We start from the raw sequence: 15,938 nt of genomic DNA, 5'->3' as shown, positions 1-15,938 counted from the left end.
CGGTGGAATGACAGCTTCAAGGTCTGCTTCGGGCGTGTTCAGCTTTCGCGGTAGGCCAGCAAAATGATACCCACGCCGACAAAACAGAGCGGCCAGATCCAGGCGGCGGCGTTGCGCACTGGTGGTTGAGTGCGCAATTCCAGCCAGCGCGCCCCGCCGGCCGCGATGGCGAGCAATCCCATGGGGATGTGGCTGAGTTCCACCAGCAACGCCTCCTGCACGTTGGACAGGGCGTGACTGTGCGTCAGGAGCATGATGCCGCCGAGGGCGTTGGAGAGGGGGAAGACGTAGGCCGCCGAGGTGCCTTTCAATGCGCCGGAGCGCACCTGCCATTCGAAGATGCCAAAGATGGCGACCAGCAGCGTCATCAGCCGGTGTTGCAGCACCTCCGGGGCGCGCATGCTTGCGAGAAATCCGATATCTCCCGTCGGCCACGCCTCCGGGTCCGAACGTACAGCGATGAAAATCGCAAGCACGATGAACAACACCGGCCAGTGCCTGGCCGGGGGCCAGCCCGCGCGCCAGGCCAGCGCCAGGAGCCCGATGACCAGTACCAGTATCCCCGACCAGTTGTGATTGTATTCAGACCAGGCCATGTCGGCGGCATTGCTGGGCGCCGACTCGGCCGAACCCGGCACATAAGCCTGCGGCGCCTGTTGCCGGGCCGCCGCCGCGAGGCGATTCAGGCGCTCCTGTTCCATCGGGATGGCGAGCTCGATATGCGCAGGACTGATCAGCCGCGGCTCCCGGGGCGTCAGCACGCGATTCACTATCTGCTGCCAGCTGACGCGATCCTGGGTCAGATCCACGGCGGGCGGTTGCGAAGTGAGCGACGCCGCGACGTAGAACACGGCGATGCCGATGCCCAGTTCAACCTCGGCAAAACGCTGCAATCGCGACAGCGTTGCGCCGCTGCTTGCCCCCAGACGGCGCACGGCGAAGTAATTGGCCGCACCGAAGCCCAGCAGGCTCGCAAACATCACTGCCTTGGTGGCTGCCATCACGCCGTAGGAGGTGCCGTAAACGGCGTCGACACTGCCGATATAACGCACGGCGTATACGATCATCGAGCCGGCGATTGCCAGCACGGCGGCAATGCAGAGCCTGGAGAACCGCAACGCGAGCCGCGATCGAGTAGCGGGCGCATCAATGCCGGTCAACGCGATGAGGAAATATGGAATGCCGCCAATCCACGTGAAGGCGCCCGTCTGGTGGAGCGCGGAGGCGAGCAACAGCGGCATGCGTCCATCGAGACGCGCCATCGCGTGCGTCGTCGACACGGATGATGCGATCATCACGATCATTGCCAACATCATCACCGCAGCGGTCAGGCGACCGGCACCGGTCTGCAGACCCATTCGCGTGACGGCCGCCACAACCAGGGCCGCGACGATGGTCCCTGCGCCCGCCCATACAAACGGGGCGGTCATCGCCTCCGCCCAGCTCACGCCGACAGTGGAGACCAGCACCAGGGCATCGACGGTGGTTGCGATCAAGACCACCGTCGCCAGCACGAGCGCACCGATGGAGAGCAATCCGGTCATGCGCGCCGCGGCGCGCCGATCAGCGGCGGACGCCGGATCAAGCGCCGGCTGCACGGCATAGTGGAATATGATTCCGCCCACCGTCAGCGCCTCCGCCGTCAGCGCCGAACCTCGCAACATGACACTCAGGAACGCGAATAGATCGATCAGCAGATCCACATCTTCGCCTCAAGGAACGGTGACAGTGAAGGGAATCAGGCCGCGAGTGAGATGCCCATCAACGCTCAAGACCCGCCATTCCAGCGTGCACTTTCCCGGTGCAACGCCCTTCACTGTGGTCAAAATATGATCAGCGGGCGCATCGCCCGGAATCGTCACGCGCACCTTGTGCCCGGCGGCGTCGGTCAGGATCAACCTCGAACGGGCGTGGTCGATGCGGCTGTTGAATCGCAAATCGATGTGAACATCGGGCCCGCCGACTTCCGCGTTAACCGCCGGGGTGGATTCCACCACGATCGCATGCGCAAACGCCGGCTTCGTATGAGCCAGCAGACCGAGGATGAGGAGAATGCCGAGAAACCCGATGGCCGGAATTCGTTCAGGTGCGGTAAAAGATGACCATGTCATGATTCAAATCAATTCAATTGGGCGGCTTCAAATTCATTATAATTGAACTGCATACAACCCGCGTTAATCCGGCGATACCAACGCAAGGTTGAAGTGTTCAATAATACGAAACTGGAGATACAGGTAAATGACAACCCAATTCAAGAAAGTTTCAGCACTACTGGCGGCCGTTGCACTGTTTTTCGGCCTTTCAGGCGCCGCCATGGCTTCGGAATACGAAGGCTCGTGGATGCTGAACGACACCAACGGCAAGCCCTTCGAGATCACCTTGAGCAAGGACGGCACCGCCACGGGCACCCACAAGGACACCATGAAGCAGGGTACCTGGAAGGAGGAGGACGGCGCGGCCGTAATCCACTGGAACACGGGCTGGACCACGCGCATTGCGAAGGAGGGCGACAAATACGTCAAGACGGCCTTCAAGCCGGGTGCGCCGTTGACCGGTACACCGACCAACAGCTCGGAGGCCAAAAGGAAGCCATAGTCCCTGCAAAAATTGCGTGAGCCCCCGCCGGGCCGCCGCTTCGGCGAGGGAACCCATGCAGTTTCCGGGCTGTGGTTGTCTGATGCGGGACGGGATATGAAAGCGAACCTGATCCGAATGATGGCCGGCATGCTTGCCGCCATCGTCATCTGGAGCGCGCCGGCGAAGGTCCCGGCGCAGGAGGCCCCCGTGCTCGCGCCGCCGCAGCTCGATCAGCTGCTCGCGCCCATCGCGCTCTATCCGGATACGCTGCTCACGCAAATACTCACGGCCTCGACCTATCCGCTGGAAGTCGTCCAGGCGGCACGCTGGATCAAGGATCCGAACAACGCCGGGCTCAGCGGCGAACAACTCGCCGGCGCGCTCGACGAGCAGGACTGGGACCCCAGCGTGAAATCGCTGGTTCCATTTCCGCAGGTCCTCCAGCTGATGGACGGCAACCTCAGCTGGATGCAGCAACTGGGCGACGCCTTCCTGGCCCAGGAATCCGATGTAATGGACTCGGTGCAGCGGCTCCGCGCGCAGGCGCTGGCGGCGGGGACACTGCGATCGACGGCGCAGCAGGTGGTCATCACGGAGGGATCGACCATCATCATCCAGCCCGCGACGCCCGAGGTGGTTTACGTCCCGGCCTACAGCCCGACGGTCGTCTACGGCGACTGGCCGTATCCGGACTATCCGCCGGACTATTTCCCGGCGCCGCCAGGCTATGATTTCAGCACCGGAATCATCTTCGGCATCGGCGTGGGCATCATCGGCACGCTTTGGGGCTGGGAGAGCTGCGACTGGGATCATCACCGGGTACATGTCGATCACGACAGATTCAACCAGATCGACAGGTTTGCCATCGACCACAGGAACCATCCGAGATTTACGGGTGACACGTGGGATCACGATCCGTACCATCGCCGTGGCGTTCCCTACCGCACTCCCGATACGCGCACGCGGTTCCTGGGCAACAGCGCCGGGTCGCCCGATACGCGCCGTGATTTCCGCGGCTACCCGGCCACCAGCGGCGCGGCAGGTATCCCCGCGTCGGGTGGTCAGCCGGTGGTGGGCCCGCGTGTCCCGGCAACGACAACGCAACAGTCCGTGAGCCCGCGTGTGACGACACCGGCAACGACACAGCCACCGATAGGCCCGCGTGTCCCGACAACGACAACGCAACAATCCGTGGTGAGCCCGCGTGTGACGGCACCAACATCGGTGATGCAGCAACCCTTGGCGACGCAGCGGCCGCAGCCGCCCGCATTCGAGGGGATGACACAAGCGCCCGAGGTGCAGAGGCAGCTGGAGCGTGCCCGGACCAGCCAGCAGTTGCTGCCGCGATCGATGCAGGACAGAAGCCTTGCCCCATCACCATCGGCGCAGCCCCGGGGCAGCAGTTCATCGTTGCCGCGATCGATGCAGGACGGGGGCGCCGCTCCGATTCATGGCGCACCGAGCCACGACTCAGGCTCCCGTTCGAGCGGCTCCGGGTCAAGCAGCACAACTGGCAATAGCAGCGGCCGGTTTCGCCGGTAAAATGAGATTTCACGGCATTCGTTCGAGGACGTCATGACCGGACTGAATTGCAACCTGAGAAACCTGTTGCGCCATGGCGTCATGGCGGTGGGTGCCATTGCGGCGCTGGCGTTGCTGGTGATTCCGGCATCCACGCCCGCCGCCTCCAGCCAGCGGCAGATGCAGTTTGCATCGCCCGAAGAGGCGGTCGAGGCGCTCGTCAAGGCGGCGCGCGACGGAGAGACCGGCGGCCTTCTCAACGTCCTGGGGCCGGCGGGCAACAAGCTTGTCTACTCCGGCGATCCGGTGGCCGACAAGCTGGGGCGGGAAAAGTTTGTCACTAAATACGACGCGGCCCACAAGATTGAACGTCAGAACGATACGACGGCGATCCTCTCCATCGGTGACGAGGCGTGGCCTTTCGCGATCCCGATCGTGAAGGAGGGCGGCGCCTGGCGATTCGACACCGCAAAGGGCGCGCAGGAGATCCTCACGCGACGGATCGGCCGCAACGAGCTCAACGCCATCGAGGTATGCCGCGCCTACGTCGATGCGCAGCGCGAATACGCCTCGGTGGATCGCAACGGCGACGGAATCCTCGAGTACGCGCAGAAGTTCAGGAGCAGTCCCGGCCGGCATGACGGGCTTTATTGGGACGTACAGGGGGGCGAGGAGGAAAGCCCCATGGGGCCGATGGTCGCCAGCGCCCGCGCCGAGGGATACGGCGGCAAGGAGCCCCACCGGCAGCGTGCGCCCTATCACGGCTACTATTACAAGATCCTGATCCGGCAGGGAGCGGCCGCGATGGCCGGCGCCTTTGACTACGTCGTCAACGGTCACATGATTGGCGGCTTCGCGTTGGTGGCGTTCCCGGCGAAATACGGCGGCTCCGGCATCATGACCTTCATCGTGAACCAGGACGGCACGGTCTATCAGAAGAACCTCGGCCCCGACACCGCCGCGATTGCGCGGCAGATGACCATATTCAATCCGGATTTGACCTGGACGACAGTGCGGCATTGAGGGCATCATGTCGCGCCCGGTTGCCAATCCGGGTCGACTCCATGCATTCAAGGTTTGGCGCATAGCCGCATTGATCCGCTCCGGACGCTTTCGTCATGACATCCACCACAGCCCATCATGTCCACCGGCTCGAATTGCGGTTGCGCGAGCTGGCCCAGCTTTTCAATTCGATGGATCCGGCGCCGTTTTTGAATCGCGATCTCAGCCCGGACGCGGAGGAATACATCGAGAGCTGGGCGATGGAGTATCCGTCGGACAGCCGCTATCACATCACCGTCCACCTCCAGCAGATGCCCGCCGAACCCAACCCAGGGATGGTCATCGGTCAGGCGATCCACAACTACTTCAACTACAAGGCGGAACTCGCGCGCAGGGAACTGCGCCGGCTCCTCAAGCAGGGACGCGAGAGCCTGCTCATCGGCCTGGGCTTTCTGGCGCTGTGCCTGCTGGCCGCCAAAGCCATCGACCGGTACGCGACCGCCTCGCTGCTGGTCTTCGGGCGCGAGAGCTTCACCATCGCCGGCTGGGTGGCGATGTGGCGGCCGATTCAGATCTTCCTCTACGACTGGTGGCCCATCAATCGCCGCCGCCGCATTTATCTGGGCCTGAGCCACGCGCAGGTCAAGGTCGCCGAGCCGCACCACGACAAGACCCCGACCGGGGTCAGGTCGGAAGGCGGCAGCGGCTGATTCCCGTCCGCGCGGCTGTCATTTTGCAAGCCGTTTCCGGATCGCCAGCAATTCCCCCCGGCGTTCGCGGCTTGTTTTTGGATAGGTCATCTTGAGTCCGCGGAACAGATCGAGAATGATTTGCGAGATGATCAACCGCGCGTTCTCCTTGTCGTCGGCGGGGACGACATACCAGGGTGCGGTCCGGGTGCTGGTCGCGCTGAGGCAATCCTCGTAGGCCTCCATGTACTTCTTCCAGAATTTTCTCTCCTCGACGTCGCCGAGGCTGAATTTCCAGTTCTTTTTCGGGTTGTCGATGCGTTCCAGGAAACGCCTGCGTTGCTCGTCTTTGGAAAGGTGAAGGAAGAATTTAATGATCCGTGTGCCGTTGTGATGCAGGTGCCGCTCCAGGTCGACGATGGAGCGATAGCGGGATTCCCATATTGAGCCGTCGTTGAGCGGGCCATCCGGGATGCCCTCGCTGCGCAGAATCTCCGGATGTACGCGAACAATCAGCACTTCCTCGTAATACGAACGGTTGAAAATGCCTATGCGGCCGCGCTCCGGCAGGCATTGCGTGGTGCGCCAGAGAAAATCATGCTCGAGCTCCCTGACGCTCGGATGTTTGAAGCTGAACACCTGGCAACCCTGCGGGTTGATGCCGGACATCACGTGCTTGATGGCGCCGTCCTTGCCGGCGGCGTCCATCGCCTGGAAAATCAGCAAAATGGCGCAGTGGTTCGACGCGTAGTGCATTTCCTGAAACGCGCTGAGTTGCCGCGCATGTTCGTCGAGCAACTCCTGATATTGCTCCTTCGATTTGTACACGGGCGCGACAAGCGTCGGCCGCTTCTTGAGCCTGACTTTTTCCCCCTCCCGTACGCGGAATCTGTCGGCTTCGATTTTCATGATCTGGGGGATTCAACGCACCGCCGCCGTTGCAATGGGCCGGCGCTTCAGGTGCAGTCCTTCAAAACCGCCTGGACCTTGACCAGTCCCTGGCGTGCCTTCTCCATGCTCGCGGCGGCGGCCGGCGTCTTGATCCCGGATTGATGCTTGCCCATCTCACCGGCCACGTCATCCACGATCTGACGCAGCTTGCGAAAGTAACCGCCGGCCGTTTGGTCCACGAATTGCGGGTCAGTGGCCAGTTTGTCCCGCATCGGCAGCACGGTCTCCCCGCCCATCGCGATTAAATCGGTGACTTCCACCAGCAGGTACCACAGGTTTGAGACCAGAAATTCATCGGCGGGATTGTTCGTGCCGTGGGAAAGCTCCTGGACGGGCTGCATCAACTCCACATATATCGAGTGCAGATCCTTTTCCTGGATTTTGGCCGCACACAGTTCATTGGCCGCGGCGGACATGCTGAACAGGAGCAATGCAGGTGCAAGCATCGATGCGTTCATCAGGGTTCCTTGAAGGTGGGGGAAGGTCGCAGCGTCGGCATCACCGCCATCTTAGCTGCTTTGTCCGGGCGAGTTTAGACCGCCGCATGGAGCAAAGGCGACAAAATCAAATCAGAATCTGGGCCCCTTCTCTTTAACGCAATATCCGGAGGCGCGTCCCTGCGGCTTGACCGTCGCCAGAAAGTGCCCGTTCAGGCGATCGATGGTCATGTCCAGCTCATCTCCGCATTTGAAGGCAATGCGGGCCGGATTGATGTGCACGTCGGACACCTGGCATTCCGATCCGGTGACCACCGTATTCTTGGCTTGATCGATGATGATCTGGACATAGGTGCCGCTCAGCTCCGCAGGTTTGTCATAGGGACAGGAAAGATACAGGGTCCCGGTGGAATTCGCGATGGTGGCCTTCCCCTCGGAAACTGCCGGCAGCACCATCAACAGCAGGAACGACGTACTGATCACTCGGCGCATATTGATTGCTCCTCCCCGATACATACAGTTGTGTGGATGCTTACGGAACGGTTTGTACCGGCGCACCGGTAAAAGTTCCTGAATGCAAGCCAAACGGGTGATCTGAACCGCATCACATTTCAGAGATTAAGTCCGGGGATTCAGCGCCGGTTTGGCGGGGCGGCCATAGACTGGCTTCGTCAGGGTGTAATCACGCTCATTCATCGAAAGGAGGCATTACCATGAACATTCGAACGACGGCAGCAGGCGGTCTTTTGATCGGCACGATGATGGCCGGCATGGCGCTGCCGCAGACGGCGGCCGCGCACGGTACCGGGCTCTTCTTCGGGTTCAACATCGGCGCGCCGGTGGTGCGGCAGCCGGCCTATGTGCCCGCCTATGTGGAAACGGTCCCCGCGTATCAGCCGTATTATCCCTACGGCTATTACGTGCAGCCGTCCCCGGTGCGCTACTATGTCTGGCCTTGGAGCTACTCCCCGCGCCATGATAGTCGTGAGTGGCGCGGCCACGATCACGGTTGGTAACCCCTCACCGCTGGTAGTGGGATGTAACGAAAGCCCCGCCCCGAGCGGGGCCTTCTTTTGGCATTCAACGTCGCCCGGGGCCGGGGTTACCCCGTTTTCACGGACGGCCGGGTCAGCAGCTTGGACTTCCCCACGGCCTTTTCACGAGCGGTGTGAAACGCGACCTGAAACGCCGGGGTATGGACTTTGGAATTGTTCTTTTGACGGCGGGGTTCATGCCGTTCCTCCAACGGACCCGTGATATTGGCGGCGGGCCCTTTTTCAGACCGGACTTTTATCTCCGCTTCGAGCTTGAAATAGTGCACCAATTCATTCAATTTTTCCGATTGCGTCCTCATCGCCTCGCTCGCCGACTCCACCTCCGCCACCAGCGAGGCGTTATGCTGGGTCATCTCGTCCATCTGCAACAGGGTCTTGTTGATCTGTCCAATCCCCTCCGACTGCTCCCGCGACGCCGCCGCAATCTCGGCCACGATGTCGCTCACCTTGATCGCGGACTGCACAATTCCGGTAAGCGCCTGTCCAGACTCATCGGCGAGTTTCGTCCCGCTTTTCGCCCTTTGCATGCTGTCCTCCACCAGACCCTTGATCTCTTTCGCCGCAGTCTGGCAGCGGCCGGAGAGGCTGCGCACCTCCGCGGCCACCGCCGCGAACCCCCGCCCGTGCTCGCCCGCATGGGCCGCCTCCACCGCCGCATTCAACGCCAGCAGGTTGGTCTGAAACGCGATCCCATCTATCATCGCAATGATGTCCACGATTTTTTTTGAGGCCGAGTTGATCCCGGCCATTGCGGAGACCACCCTCCCGACCACCTGTCCGCCCTGTTCCGCCTGCTCGCGCGCCAGTATGGCCAGCTGCTTCGCCTGCTGCGCGTTGTCCGCGTTCTGGCTCACCGTGCTCGTCATTTCCTCCATGCTGGAGGCCACCTCCTCGAGACTGGCGGCCTGCTCCTGCGTCCGCTGCGAGAGACTGGCGTTGCCGAGCGCCACCTGATCCGAGGCCGTCCCCACCTCATCCGCACCCGCGCGTATGCCGCGGATCACCTCCATCAGCCTCTGCCGCATGTGATAGATCGAGTTGTACAGGCGGCTGAGTTCATCCTTGTCATCGCTCTGGTAAAGATCAATGCTCAAGTTGCCCTTGGAAAGCTGTCTGGTGACGGAAACGATGTCGTCGATGTAACGAATGAACGAACGGCTGACAAAAAAGAGTAGCAGCAGCACGAGGGACATGCAGCCCAGCGCCTGGGCCAGCGTCAGGTATTTTTCATCATTCAACCGTTCGATGCGCTTGTTCAGCAAATCCTCCAGCGCCGGCGTGACCCCGGCATTCAGCGCCAGGGTGGCGCTGATGGCCTCCGCGCTCGAGGCATGGATCTCCCGGGCGCCGTCGCCGCTGTTCCGGACGATCACCTGATCGATGAGCTGGGTGGTGCGATTGGTCTTCGCCAGAAAGCCGTCGAGATGGCCGCCGAGTAATGGTTTCAGCGCCGGATTATTCTCAATGGCATGTTCGATGTCGGATCGGATGGCCTCCGCCTGATCGCGCACCGAGTTTTGCGTCACCATCAGCGACGTGCGCATCCCGTCCGTCAGCGCCTTCCCCGCCGCCATCCCCGCGCTGCGTCCGCGCAGCGCCTCCAGCGCCTCCAGCGCCGCCGGAATTCTCTTTAGCACCGCGTCCACCAGATAGTAGCCGTCCACCGATTGATCGAAGATGAGATGCGAGGTGTCGCCGACACGTCCAATGAGCGCCTGGATGTCCTTGATGATTCCGGTGTGGCGGCTGAAACTTTCCTCCGCCCCGAGTTGCGGCAGTTGGGCCGGCAATTGCCGCCAGTCCTGCTGTACCGCGGTCCATTGGTTTCCGGTCCGCAGGATCGCGCCATGGCGCTTCTCCATTGCCGCGATGGCCTCCAGGTCCCGCGCAATTTCCAACTGCTTCGCCTCGAGCGGATCGCGGAAGCTCGTGTCGCCGGACAGCAGCGCGTAGCTCATGCCCCTGTGCTCCATCACGTGCTGCTGGAGGTCCTGCACCGGCTTCAGATACTGCACGCCCGTCATCTCGTTTTCCGCCAGCGCAATATTGCCGCCCTTCTCGGCCATCAGCAGGTACACCAGATAATCCCCGGGGATGGACATGACCAGCACCAGCAGCAGGAGCTTCTGCCACAACATCATTCTGCTAAACCCTTTCATGAGTCCTCCTAAAGAACCTTCTGCAGCAGAGGATGGGCGGAAAAAGTGTCAAGCGTATGATGATTGTGCGGTGCAACAACTATACCAAATCCAAGGCTAAATATTCTTTTCTTTGAAATGGTTACGCTTCAGTGGGTTATCTCCACAGCGGGTGACGCATGTCACTGTAAAGATTGGTTGAAACCCGCACTAAGACGGGAACATCAGGCACGAATCGCCCACAATCAGTGCGAAGATTTGAGGTAAAAGCAGATGCAATGACGTGGCAATTTATGGCTGCGCCACGTGACCCTGGAAGAAATTCCACAACGTGGTCGTGGCATCCATGGCGGTACTTGGCGGATCCAGCCCCAGTATCCGCTGAACGATGCCGGATTTTGATTTTGCGCCCGGCCACTGATGCCCGGCGCCATCAAGGGTGATCAGGACCACTTCGCGTCCTTGCGCGCAATTCGATGTATCCGTGTGCAGGACGCCATCCCGCCGCTCGGCGGGCGGGCGGCAGTCATCCGCGGCCCGGAAGGCGTCCAGCGTTTGCGGCACCGGCATCCATGAACCCTGGGTCACGCCTTTTGTACCCTGCCCACCCGCAAAAGGCACGTGCTGATCATCCAGCCCGTGAATTGCCAGGACGGAAACCGGGTGCGGTCTCGAACAGGAGAAGGAAAGGCTGCCGGCGACCGGGCCGATGGCCGCCAATGGGTATGTGCCTTCGCAGGCGTAACGATAGGTCATGGCCGCGCCATTCGACATGCCGGTCAGATACACGCGTCTGGGGTCGATATTTTCAGCCCTGGTCACGGCGTCGATCAGGCGTGTCAAAAAGCCAAGATCGTCTACATGCTCACGCAGGGCCGGACCGCAACAGATGCCCCCGGCATTCCAACTGTGTCCTATGCCGTCAGGATAGGCGACGACAAACCCCTCCCGATCGGCCTGCGCGTCCCAACGGTAGGAATTTTCGGCCTGCCTGCCGGAACCAAAGCCGCCATGCAGCATGACGATCAGGGGGACTGCCGTCTGGCGGCTCAATAATGCCGGACGGTAAATCAGATAAGTTCGCTCGCGAGCACCATCAGAAAGCCTGCGGATTTGACTTTCTGCCGCCCGTACTTCGACAACACCGGCAGCCAGCCACCAGAGTATGAATATGACGACGCCAACGGCGTATGGCCTGATTATGCTCATGTGCTCACCTTTTATCCCGTTGCGCCTGCGGCAGTGGGCGTGCAGCCGCATGATAATTCCGCTGAAATTTTGCGGCCATCATGGTTCGACGCGTTCTGAACGTCTGTTCCCGGCCGGTCGCGGATGGCAATGACCGGGCATTGGCGCAGGCCTGGAACAAACATCCGGCAGAAAATCGGAACCCGGTTCTTTGTGGAAGGACTAACAAGATACTGATTCACAACCGGACAAAATGGGATCAGCGATTTGTAACCAGGGCCGGGGTGCAGGCATCCAACACGGGTCGAACTGGAAGTCATATGCCAAAGCTGCGTGCCGCATCACTGTTTTTAATACTCATCGCCTTTGGAATGGGTCTGGCAAGGGCCGAGACGCCGCAACCCTACACCGACGGCGCCTTCGAGAAGCTCAACGCCGCGGGGGCGCCGATCATCGTGTTCGTGCACGCCGACTGGTGTCCCGTCTGCCATGTTCAGAAACCCATCGTCGATGGTTTTGCGGGCAGCAAACCGTACGGCGGCGTCAACGTGCTGGTGGTCGATTTCGACAAGCAGAAGGACGTGCTGCGAAAGTTCGACGTTGACCGGCAGAGCACGTTGATCGCGTATCGTGGGGGCAGGGAGGTCGGCCGCCAGGTCGGCATCACCCAGAAAGATCTCATCGAAATCCTGTTCCAGCGTGCATCGGGACAGGGTGGCGGTTGAGCATCACCGGGGGCCCGACTGCCGTCCAATGGATTTTGGTTTTCACACCTATTTGTTGGGCTTTGTCGCCGGCGCGCTGACGACGCTGTCGCCCTGCGTGGTGCCGCTGATCCCCATCCTCTGCGCCTCGGCGGCCAACGTCCACCGTTATGGCCCGGTGTTGCTCGCGCTCGGTGTCGCCTTTTCCTTCGCGGCTGTGGGGACCGTCATCGGCGCCACCGGCGCCGCCACCGGACTCAATCCGGACAGCGTCCGTCTGGTCGCGGCCGGATTGATGACGGCGCTCGGTTTGGTGCTGCTGCTGCCGCCGCTGCAACGCGGCTTCGCCGGCTCCACCGCCTGGCTCGGAAACGCCGGCAACCGGATTCTGGCCAGGTTTGCCTTCGACAATCTCCCCGGCCAGTTCGCGGTCGGCGCCCTGCTGGGCCTGTCGTGGAGCCCCTGTGTCGGACCGACGCTCGGCGCCGCCAGCATGCTGGCCAGCCAGGGCCGTGACCTCACGCAGGTCGGCCTGCTGATGCTGATTTTCGGTCTCGGCGCCGCCCTGCCGCTGGCGGCAATCGGCCTGGGTGCCCGCAGCATGACGCGGATGTTTCGCGATCGCCTGATCCAGAGGGCGCAGGCGTCCACGCGGGTGCTGGGCGGACTGTTCGTCCTGATCGGGCTGCTGATTCTCTCGGGCTACGACAAGGGCCTGGAGGCCTGGGTCGTCGGCCATTCCCCGGACTGGCTCTTGACCCTCACAACGCGGTTTTAGGTCACACCCGTCCCTGGCCATGCGGGTGTCGCGCCCTGGCGCCGACCAGAAGCAGTCCTTCGCGAACCGGCATTCCGCCTGGGAGACAGCTTTTCAAAGACCGGGCCCGTGTAGAGGCATATACTTGAGACAGGATGGGATAACAACGTTGGGGGGCGACATGTCTCGGAGTTTGATACCGGCCTTGCTGGTCGTCTCGTTGGCGACTCCCGCAGTTGCCGGCGAACAGCCAAAGCGTGATGCCAGACGCGGTGAGTTGTTGTACTCAACGCAATGCGTCGCCTGCCACAGTGCGCAGGTACATTGGCGCGAAAAGAAACTGGCCACGGACTGGATAAGTCTGCAGGCGCAGGTACGTCGCTGGCAGAAATCCTCCGGGGCCGGATGGAGCAATGAAGACATTACGGAGGTCGTGCAATACCTGAATACGCTCTACTACCACTATCCCGTGCCGCAATAACCGGGAAGCCTCCGTCCGCGGCCCGGGCGATCCGCCGGCGGGCCCCGTCACAAAACTGCAACGAACCGCGCCTAGTGTGAATTTGGATTCAAGTTGCCCGTAACCCAGCCCCCTTGAACTACTCTGACGCAGATTTCATCCGGCGCGTCCATCAGGACCTGCGCGACGACTTCGACGAGGAGCTGGAACTCGAGTTGGAGGACCGCAATACCGACCGCTTCGCCGCGGGCGGTGAAGCCGCGCCGGGCGACGCGGATCGGGAGGAGCGCAAGAGCTACTTCCGCGAGCTGTTCCGCCTGCAGGCCGAGCTGGTCAAGCTGCAGGATTGGGTGGTCGCCACGCGCCACAAGGCGGTCATCCTGTTTGAGGGCCGCGACTCCGCCGGCAAGGGCGGCGTCATCAAGCGCATCACCCAGCGGCTCAATCCGCGCGTGTGCCGCGTGGTGGCGCTGCCGGCGCCCAACGATCGTGAGCGGACGCAGTGGTATTTCCAGCGCTACGCGACGCACCTGCCCGCGGGCGGCGAGGTCGTGCTGTTCGATCGCAGCTGGTACAACCGCGCCGGCGTCGAACGGGTCATGGGCTTCTGCAACGACGATCAGTATGAGGAGTTCTTCCGCTCGGCGCCGGAGTTCGAGCGCATGCTGGTGCGTTCCGGCATCCAGCTGATCAAGTACTGGTTCTCGATCTCCGACGACGAGCAGCGCCTGCGCTTCCTCGCCCGCATCCACGACCCGCTCAAGCAATGGAAGCTGAGCCCCATGGACCTGGAGTCGCGCCGTCGCTGGGAGGATTACACCAAGGCCAAGGAAATCATGCTCGAGCGCACCCATATTCCGGAGGCGCCGTGGTGGATCGTGCAGGCCAACAACAAGAAAAAGGCGCGCCTGAACTGCATCCACCACCTGCTTGGCCAGATGCCGTACGCGGAGATCGAGCGCCCGGTCATCCAGCTGCCCGAGCGCGAACGCCATGAGGACTACCTGCGACAACCCGTGCCCTCGGAGATGACCGTTCCTGAAGTTTATTGAACCCGGTGCGGCGGGGCGCGGGCGTTCGAGCCCGGGGGTTATGGGCGCAGGTCTGATTGCACGGTCTTGGGCGGGCAGCGACGCAGCAGCCCTCCCGGGGAAGAATCAGTCATGACCTCGGCCATGACCTCCGCATAATTGATGTTTTTATCCATCTGTTCGAGGTAGGGGTTCCTCTGGCTGCCGAAGTGTTTCTCCGCGTAATGGTAGGCGCCGTGGAGTTGCTGGTCGAGGCGTTTCGATGCGGTGGCATAGAATCCCGGGGTCTTGCGCACCAGATCGTTGCCGGATTCGTACACGGTGACGGTCTGGCCGTCGGGCAGCTTGCGGCGGGCGAGTCCGCCCAGCACGAATTCCGGGTACAGCCGGTCGCGGCATTTCTCCAGGTAACAACGGTCGGACATCTGCGCGATGATGTCGGCGGTGCCGAGGATTTCGCCGACACGGCGAAGCAACGGGTCGCTCAGTCGGATCGTGTCCGGCTGGCGCTCATAGCCGGTGAAGTGCACCAGTTGCGCGGCGGCGGCCGCGTAGCGCTTCATGCCGATGTGCGGCAGGTACTCGCGCAGAAAATGCGAACCGCGCGAGACGTGCGTCAGGGTGTATTCCCCGCCGAAGCGGTGCCTGTGGTCGTGGCGGCGCCGCAGGTAGCCGCAATCGTGGAACAGGGCGGTGATCACGCCGAGGCTGAAAAAGTCCGCCGGCAGCGCCGCCTCCCCCCGCCGGCCGCGCTCGTACCCGTCGAGCAGGCGCGCCATCGCCAGCGTCACGTCGAGCACGTGCTGGATGTCGTGGTATTCGGTGTCGCAGGGGTAATAGTCCGGATGCCTGCCGCGATACAACAGGGTCACGTCCTCAAACGCGCGCCTCATCGGCCCGGACTTTCCCGACGGGTAAAGGCCCAGGTACAGGCGCATCACCTCATGGACGACCTCGGACGGGTCGGTGGTGCGGATCTTGTCGGTGACGTCGAAATCGTTGCGGCGCACGCTCGTAACTCCCCCCCGGCGCGTTCTAGCGCGCAAGTCTGCCCCGACTGATTGCAGGAATCAACCCTCAGAAATTACTTTAAGTCGGCCTTCATGGCCGGTGCGGAAGGGCGGCCGGCGGGGGCGTATTGAAGAAGGGGGATTTTGCCCCCATATCCATGAATCAATGCCGTGTCCCACGCCGAACGCCAAGGCCATGAAAACCCCCGCAATCGCCACGCTGCAAGCCGCCAACGACGCGCCCGCCTCGGGGAAACCCGCGCCTGCAGTTCAGGGTGCCGGTGCGCAGGAGCCCGGGATTCAGCAGGCGGACGAGGCCCTGCGGGATGCCTACTCGCGGACGGTGAGCGAGGTCGCCCGGCTGGCGCGGCCCTCGGTCGCGCACATCACCGTGCGCCGCGCGGACGGCGCCGCCGGC

General features: G+C 62.2%; 18 protein-coding genes. 10 read left to right on the top strand and 8 right to left on the bottom strand.

Features of this window, described 5'->3' with window-relative positions; genetic code table 11:
- Nucleotides 1–38 precede the first annotated feature (38 nt).
- Both VMH34_00645 and VMH34_00640 read right to left on the bottom strand, forming a co-directional pair.
- The gene (locus tag VMH34_00645; protein ID HTT07291.1) at nucleotides 39–1,703 is read right to left on the bottom strand and encodes a CopD family protein; all 1,665 of its coding nucleotides are present in this window, start codon (nucleotides 1,701–1,703) and stop codon (nucleotides 39–41) included.
- A 9-nt stretch (nucleotides 1,704–1,712) separates the two neighbouring features.
- Nucleotides 1,713–2,111, bottom strand: a complete 399-nt coding sequence (locus VMH34_00640) for a copper resistance CopC family protein (protein ID HTT07290.1) — start codon at nucleotides 2,109–2,111, stop codon at nucleotides 1,713–1,715.
- A 127-nt stretch (nucleotides 2,112–2,238) separates the two neighbouring features.
- On the opposite strand from VMH34_00640, the gene VMH34_00635 reads away from it, so the two are divergent.
- The 4 genes from VMH34_00635 (at nucleotide 2,239) to VMH34_00620 (ending at nucleotide 5,810) form a co-directional block, all read left to right on the top strand.
- The gene (locus tag VMH34_00635; protein ID HTT07289.1) at nucleotides 2,239–2,595 is read left to right on the top strand and encodes a hypothetical protein; all 357 of its coding nucleotides are present in this window, start codon (nucleotides 2,239–2,241) and stop codon (nucleotides 2,593–2,595) included.
- A 96-nt stretch (nucleotides 2,596–2,691) separates the two neighbouring features.
- On the top strand, nucleotides 2,692–4,119 hold the full coding sequence (locus VMH34_00630) for a DUF3300 domain-containing protein (GenBank protein ID HTT07288.1): 1,428 nt from the start codon (nucleotides 2,692–2,694) through the stop codon (nucleotides 4,117–4,119).
- A 33-nt stretch (nucleotides 4,120–4,152) separates the two neighbouring features.
- Entirely contained in the window at nucleotides 4,153–5,121 is a 969-nt protein-coding gene (locus VMH34_00625) for a DUF2950 domain-containing protein (protein HTT07287.1), read from the top strand.
- Between the two features lie 95 nt (nucleotides 5,122–5,216).
- Nucleotides 5,217–5,810: a hypothetical protein gene (locus tag VMH34_00620; GenBank protein HTT07286.1), complete on the top strand. Its 594-nt coding sequence runs from the start codon at nucleotides 5,217–5,219 to the stop codon at nucleotides 5,808–5,810.
- Between the two features lie 18 nt (nucleotides 5,811–5,828).
- Here the strand turns inward: VMH34_00620 and VMH34_00615 are convergent, their stop codons facing one another.
- From VMH34_00615 to VMH34_00605, 3 genes are all read right to left on the bottom strand, one after another.
- Entirely contained in the window at nucleotides 5,829–6,698 is an 870-nt protein-coding gene (locus VMH34_00615; GenBank protein ID HTT07285.1) for an ADP-polyphosphate phosphotransferase, read from the bottom strand.
- A gap of 47 nt (nucleotides 6,699–6,745) precedes the next feature.
- Nucleotides 6,746–7,198 (bottom strand): hypothetical protein, encoded by a 453-nt coding sequence (locus VMH34_00610; GenBank protein HTT07284.1) that lies wholly within the window; start codon nucleotides 7,196–7,198, stop codon nucleotides 6,746–6,748.
- 111 nt (nucleotides 7,199–7,309) lie between these two features.
- Nucleotides 7,310–7,669 carry a hypothetical protein gene (locus tag VMH34_00605; GenBank protein ID HTT07283.1) on the bottom strand — a complete coding sequence of 120 codons (360 nt, stop codon included), beginning with the start codon at nucleotides 7,667–7,669 and terminating at the stop codon, nucleotides 7,310–7,312.
- 221 nt (nucleotides 7,670–7,890) lie between these two features.
- On the opposite strand from VMH34_00605, the gene VMH34_00600 reads away from it, so the two are divergent.
- Nucleotides 7,891–8,193, top strand: coding sequence for a hypothetical protein (locus VMH34_00600; GenBank protein HTT07282.1), 303 nt, complete (start codon nucleotides 7,891–7,893; stop codon nucleotides 8,191–8,193).
- 86 nt (nucleotides 8,194–8,279) lie between these two features.
- On the opposite strand, the gene VMH34_00595 is transcribed toward VMH34_00600, so the two are convergent.
- Together VMH34_00595 and VMH34_00590 are read right to left on the bottom strand one after the other, a co-directional pair.
- Nucleotides 8,280–10,391 (bottom strand): methyl-accepting chemotaxis protein, encoded by a 2,112-nt coding sequence (locus VMH34_00595; GenBank protein HTT07281.1) that lies wholly within the window; start codon nucleotides 10,389–10,391, stop codon nucleotides 8,280–8,282.
- Between the two features lie 270 nt (nucleotides 10,392–10,661).
- Nucleotides 10,662–11,579: a PHB depolymerase family esterase gene (locus VMH34_00590; protein ID HTT07280.1), complete on the bottom strand. Its 918-nt coding sequence runs from the start codon at nucleotides 11,577–11,579 to the stop codon at nucleotides 10,662–10,664.
- 299 nt (nucleotides 11,580–11,878) lie between these two features.
- Between VMH34_00590 and VMH34_00585 the strand changes: the two genes are divergently transcribed.
- The 4 genes from VMH34_00585 (at nucleotide 11,879) to ppk2 (ending at nucleotide 14,531) form a co-directional block, all read left to right on the top strand.
- Complete coding sequence (locus VMH34_00585; protein ID HTT07279.1) at nucleotides 11,879–12,283, top strand: thioredoxin family protein; 405 nt, start codon at nucleotides 11,879–11,881, stop codon at nucleotides 12,281–12,283.
- A 28-nt stretch (nucleotides 12,284–12,311) separates the two neighbouring features.
- On the top strand, nucleotides 12,312–13,040 hold the full coding sequence (locus VMH34_00580) for a cytochrome c biogenesis CcdA family protein (protein ID HTT07278.1): 729 nt from the start codon (nucleotides 12,312–12,314) through the stop codon (nucleotides 13,038–13,040).
- 160 nt (nucleotides 13,041–13,200) lie between these two features.
- The gene (locus VMH34_00575) at nucleotides 13,201–13,500 is read left to right on the top strand and encodes a cytochrome c (GenBank protein HTT07277.1); all 300 of its coding nucleotides are present in this window, start codon (nucleotides 13,201–13,203) and stop codon (nucleotides 13,498–13,500) included.
- A 113-nt stretch (nucleotides 13,501–13,613) separates the two neighbouring features.
- Nucleotides 13,614–14,531: a polyphosphate kinase 2 gene (gene ppk2, locus VMH34_00570; protein ID HTT07276.1), complete on the top strand. Its 918-nt coding sequence runs from the start codon at nucleotides 13,614–13,616 to the stop codon at nucleotides 14,529–14,531.
- A 38-nt stretch (nucleotides 14,532–14,569) separates the two neighbouring features.
- On the opposite strand, the gene VMH34_00565 is transcribed toward ppk2, so the two are convergent.
- Entirely contained in the window at nucleotides 14,570–15,520 is a 951-nt protein-coding gene (locus VMH34_00565) for an HD domain-containing protein (GenBank protein HTT07275.1), read from the bottom strand.
- A gap of 196 nt (nucleotides 15,521–15,716) precedes the next feature.
- Between VMH34_00565 and VMH34_00560 the strand changes: the two genes are divergently transcribed.
- The coding region (locus VMH34_00560) for a hypothetical protein (GenBank protein HTT07274.1) at nucleotides 15,717–15,938 on the top strand (222 nt) is incomplete at its 3' end.

Source organism: Gammaproteobacteria bacterium (assembly GCA_035501935.1).
Lineage (GTDB): Bacteria > Pseudomonadota > Gammaproteobacteria > JAJPIJ01 > JAJPIJ01 > JAJPIJ01.
This window is presented reverse-complemented; position numbering and strand designations above follow the sequence as displayed.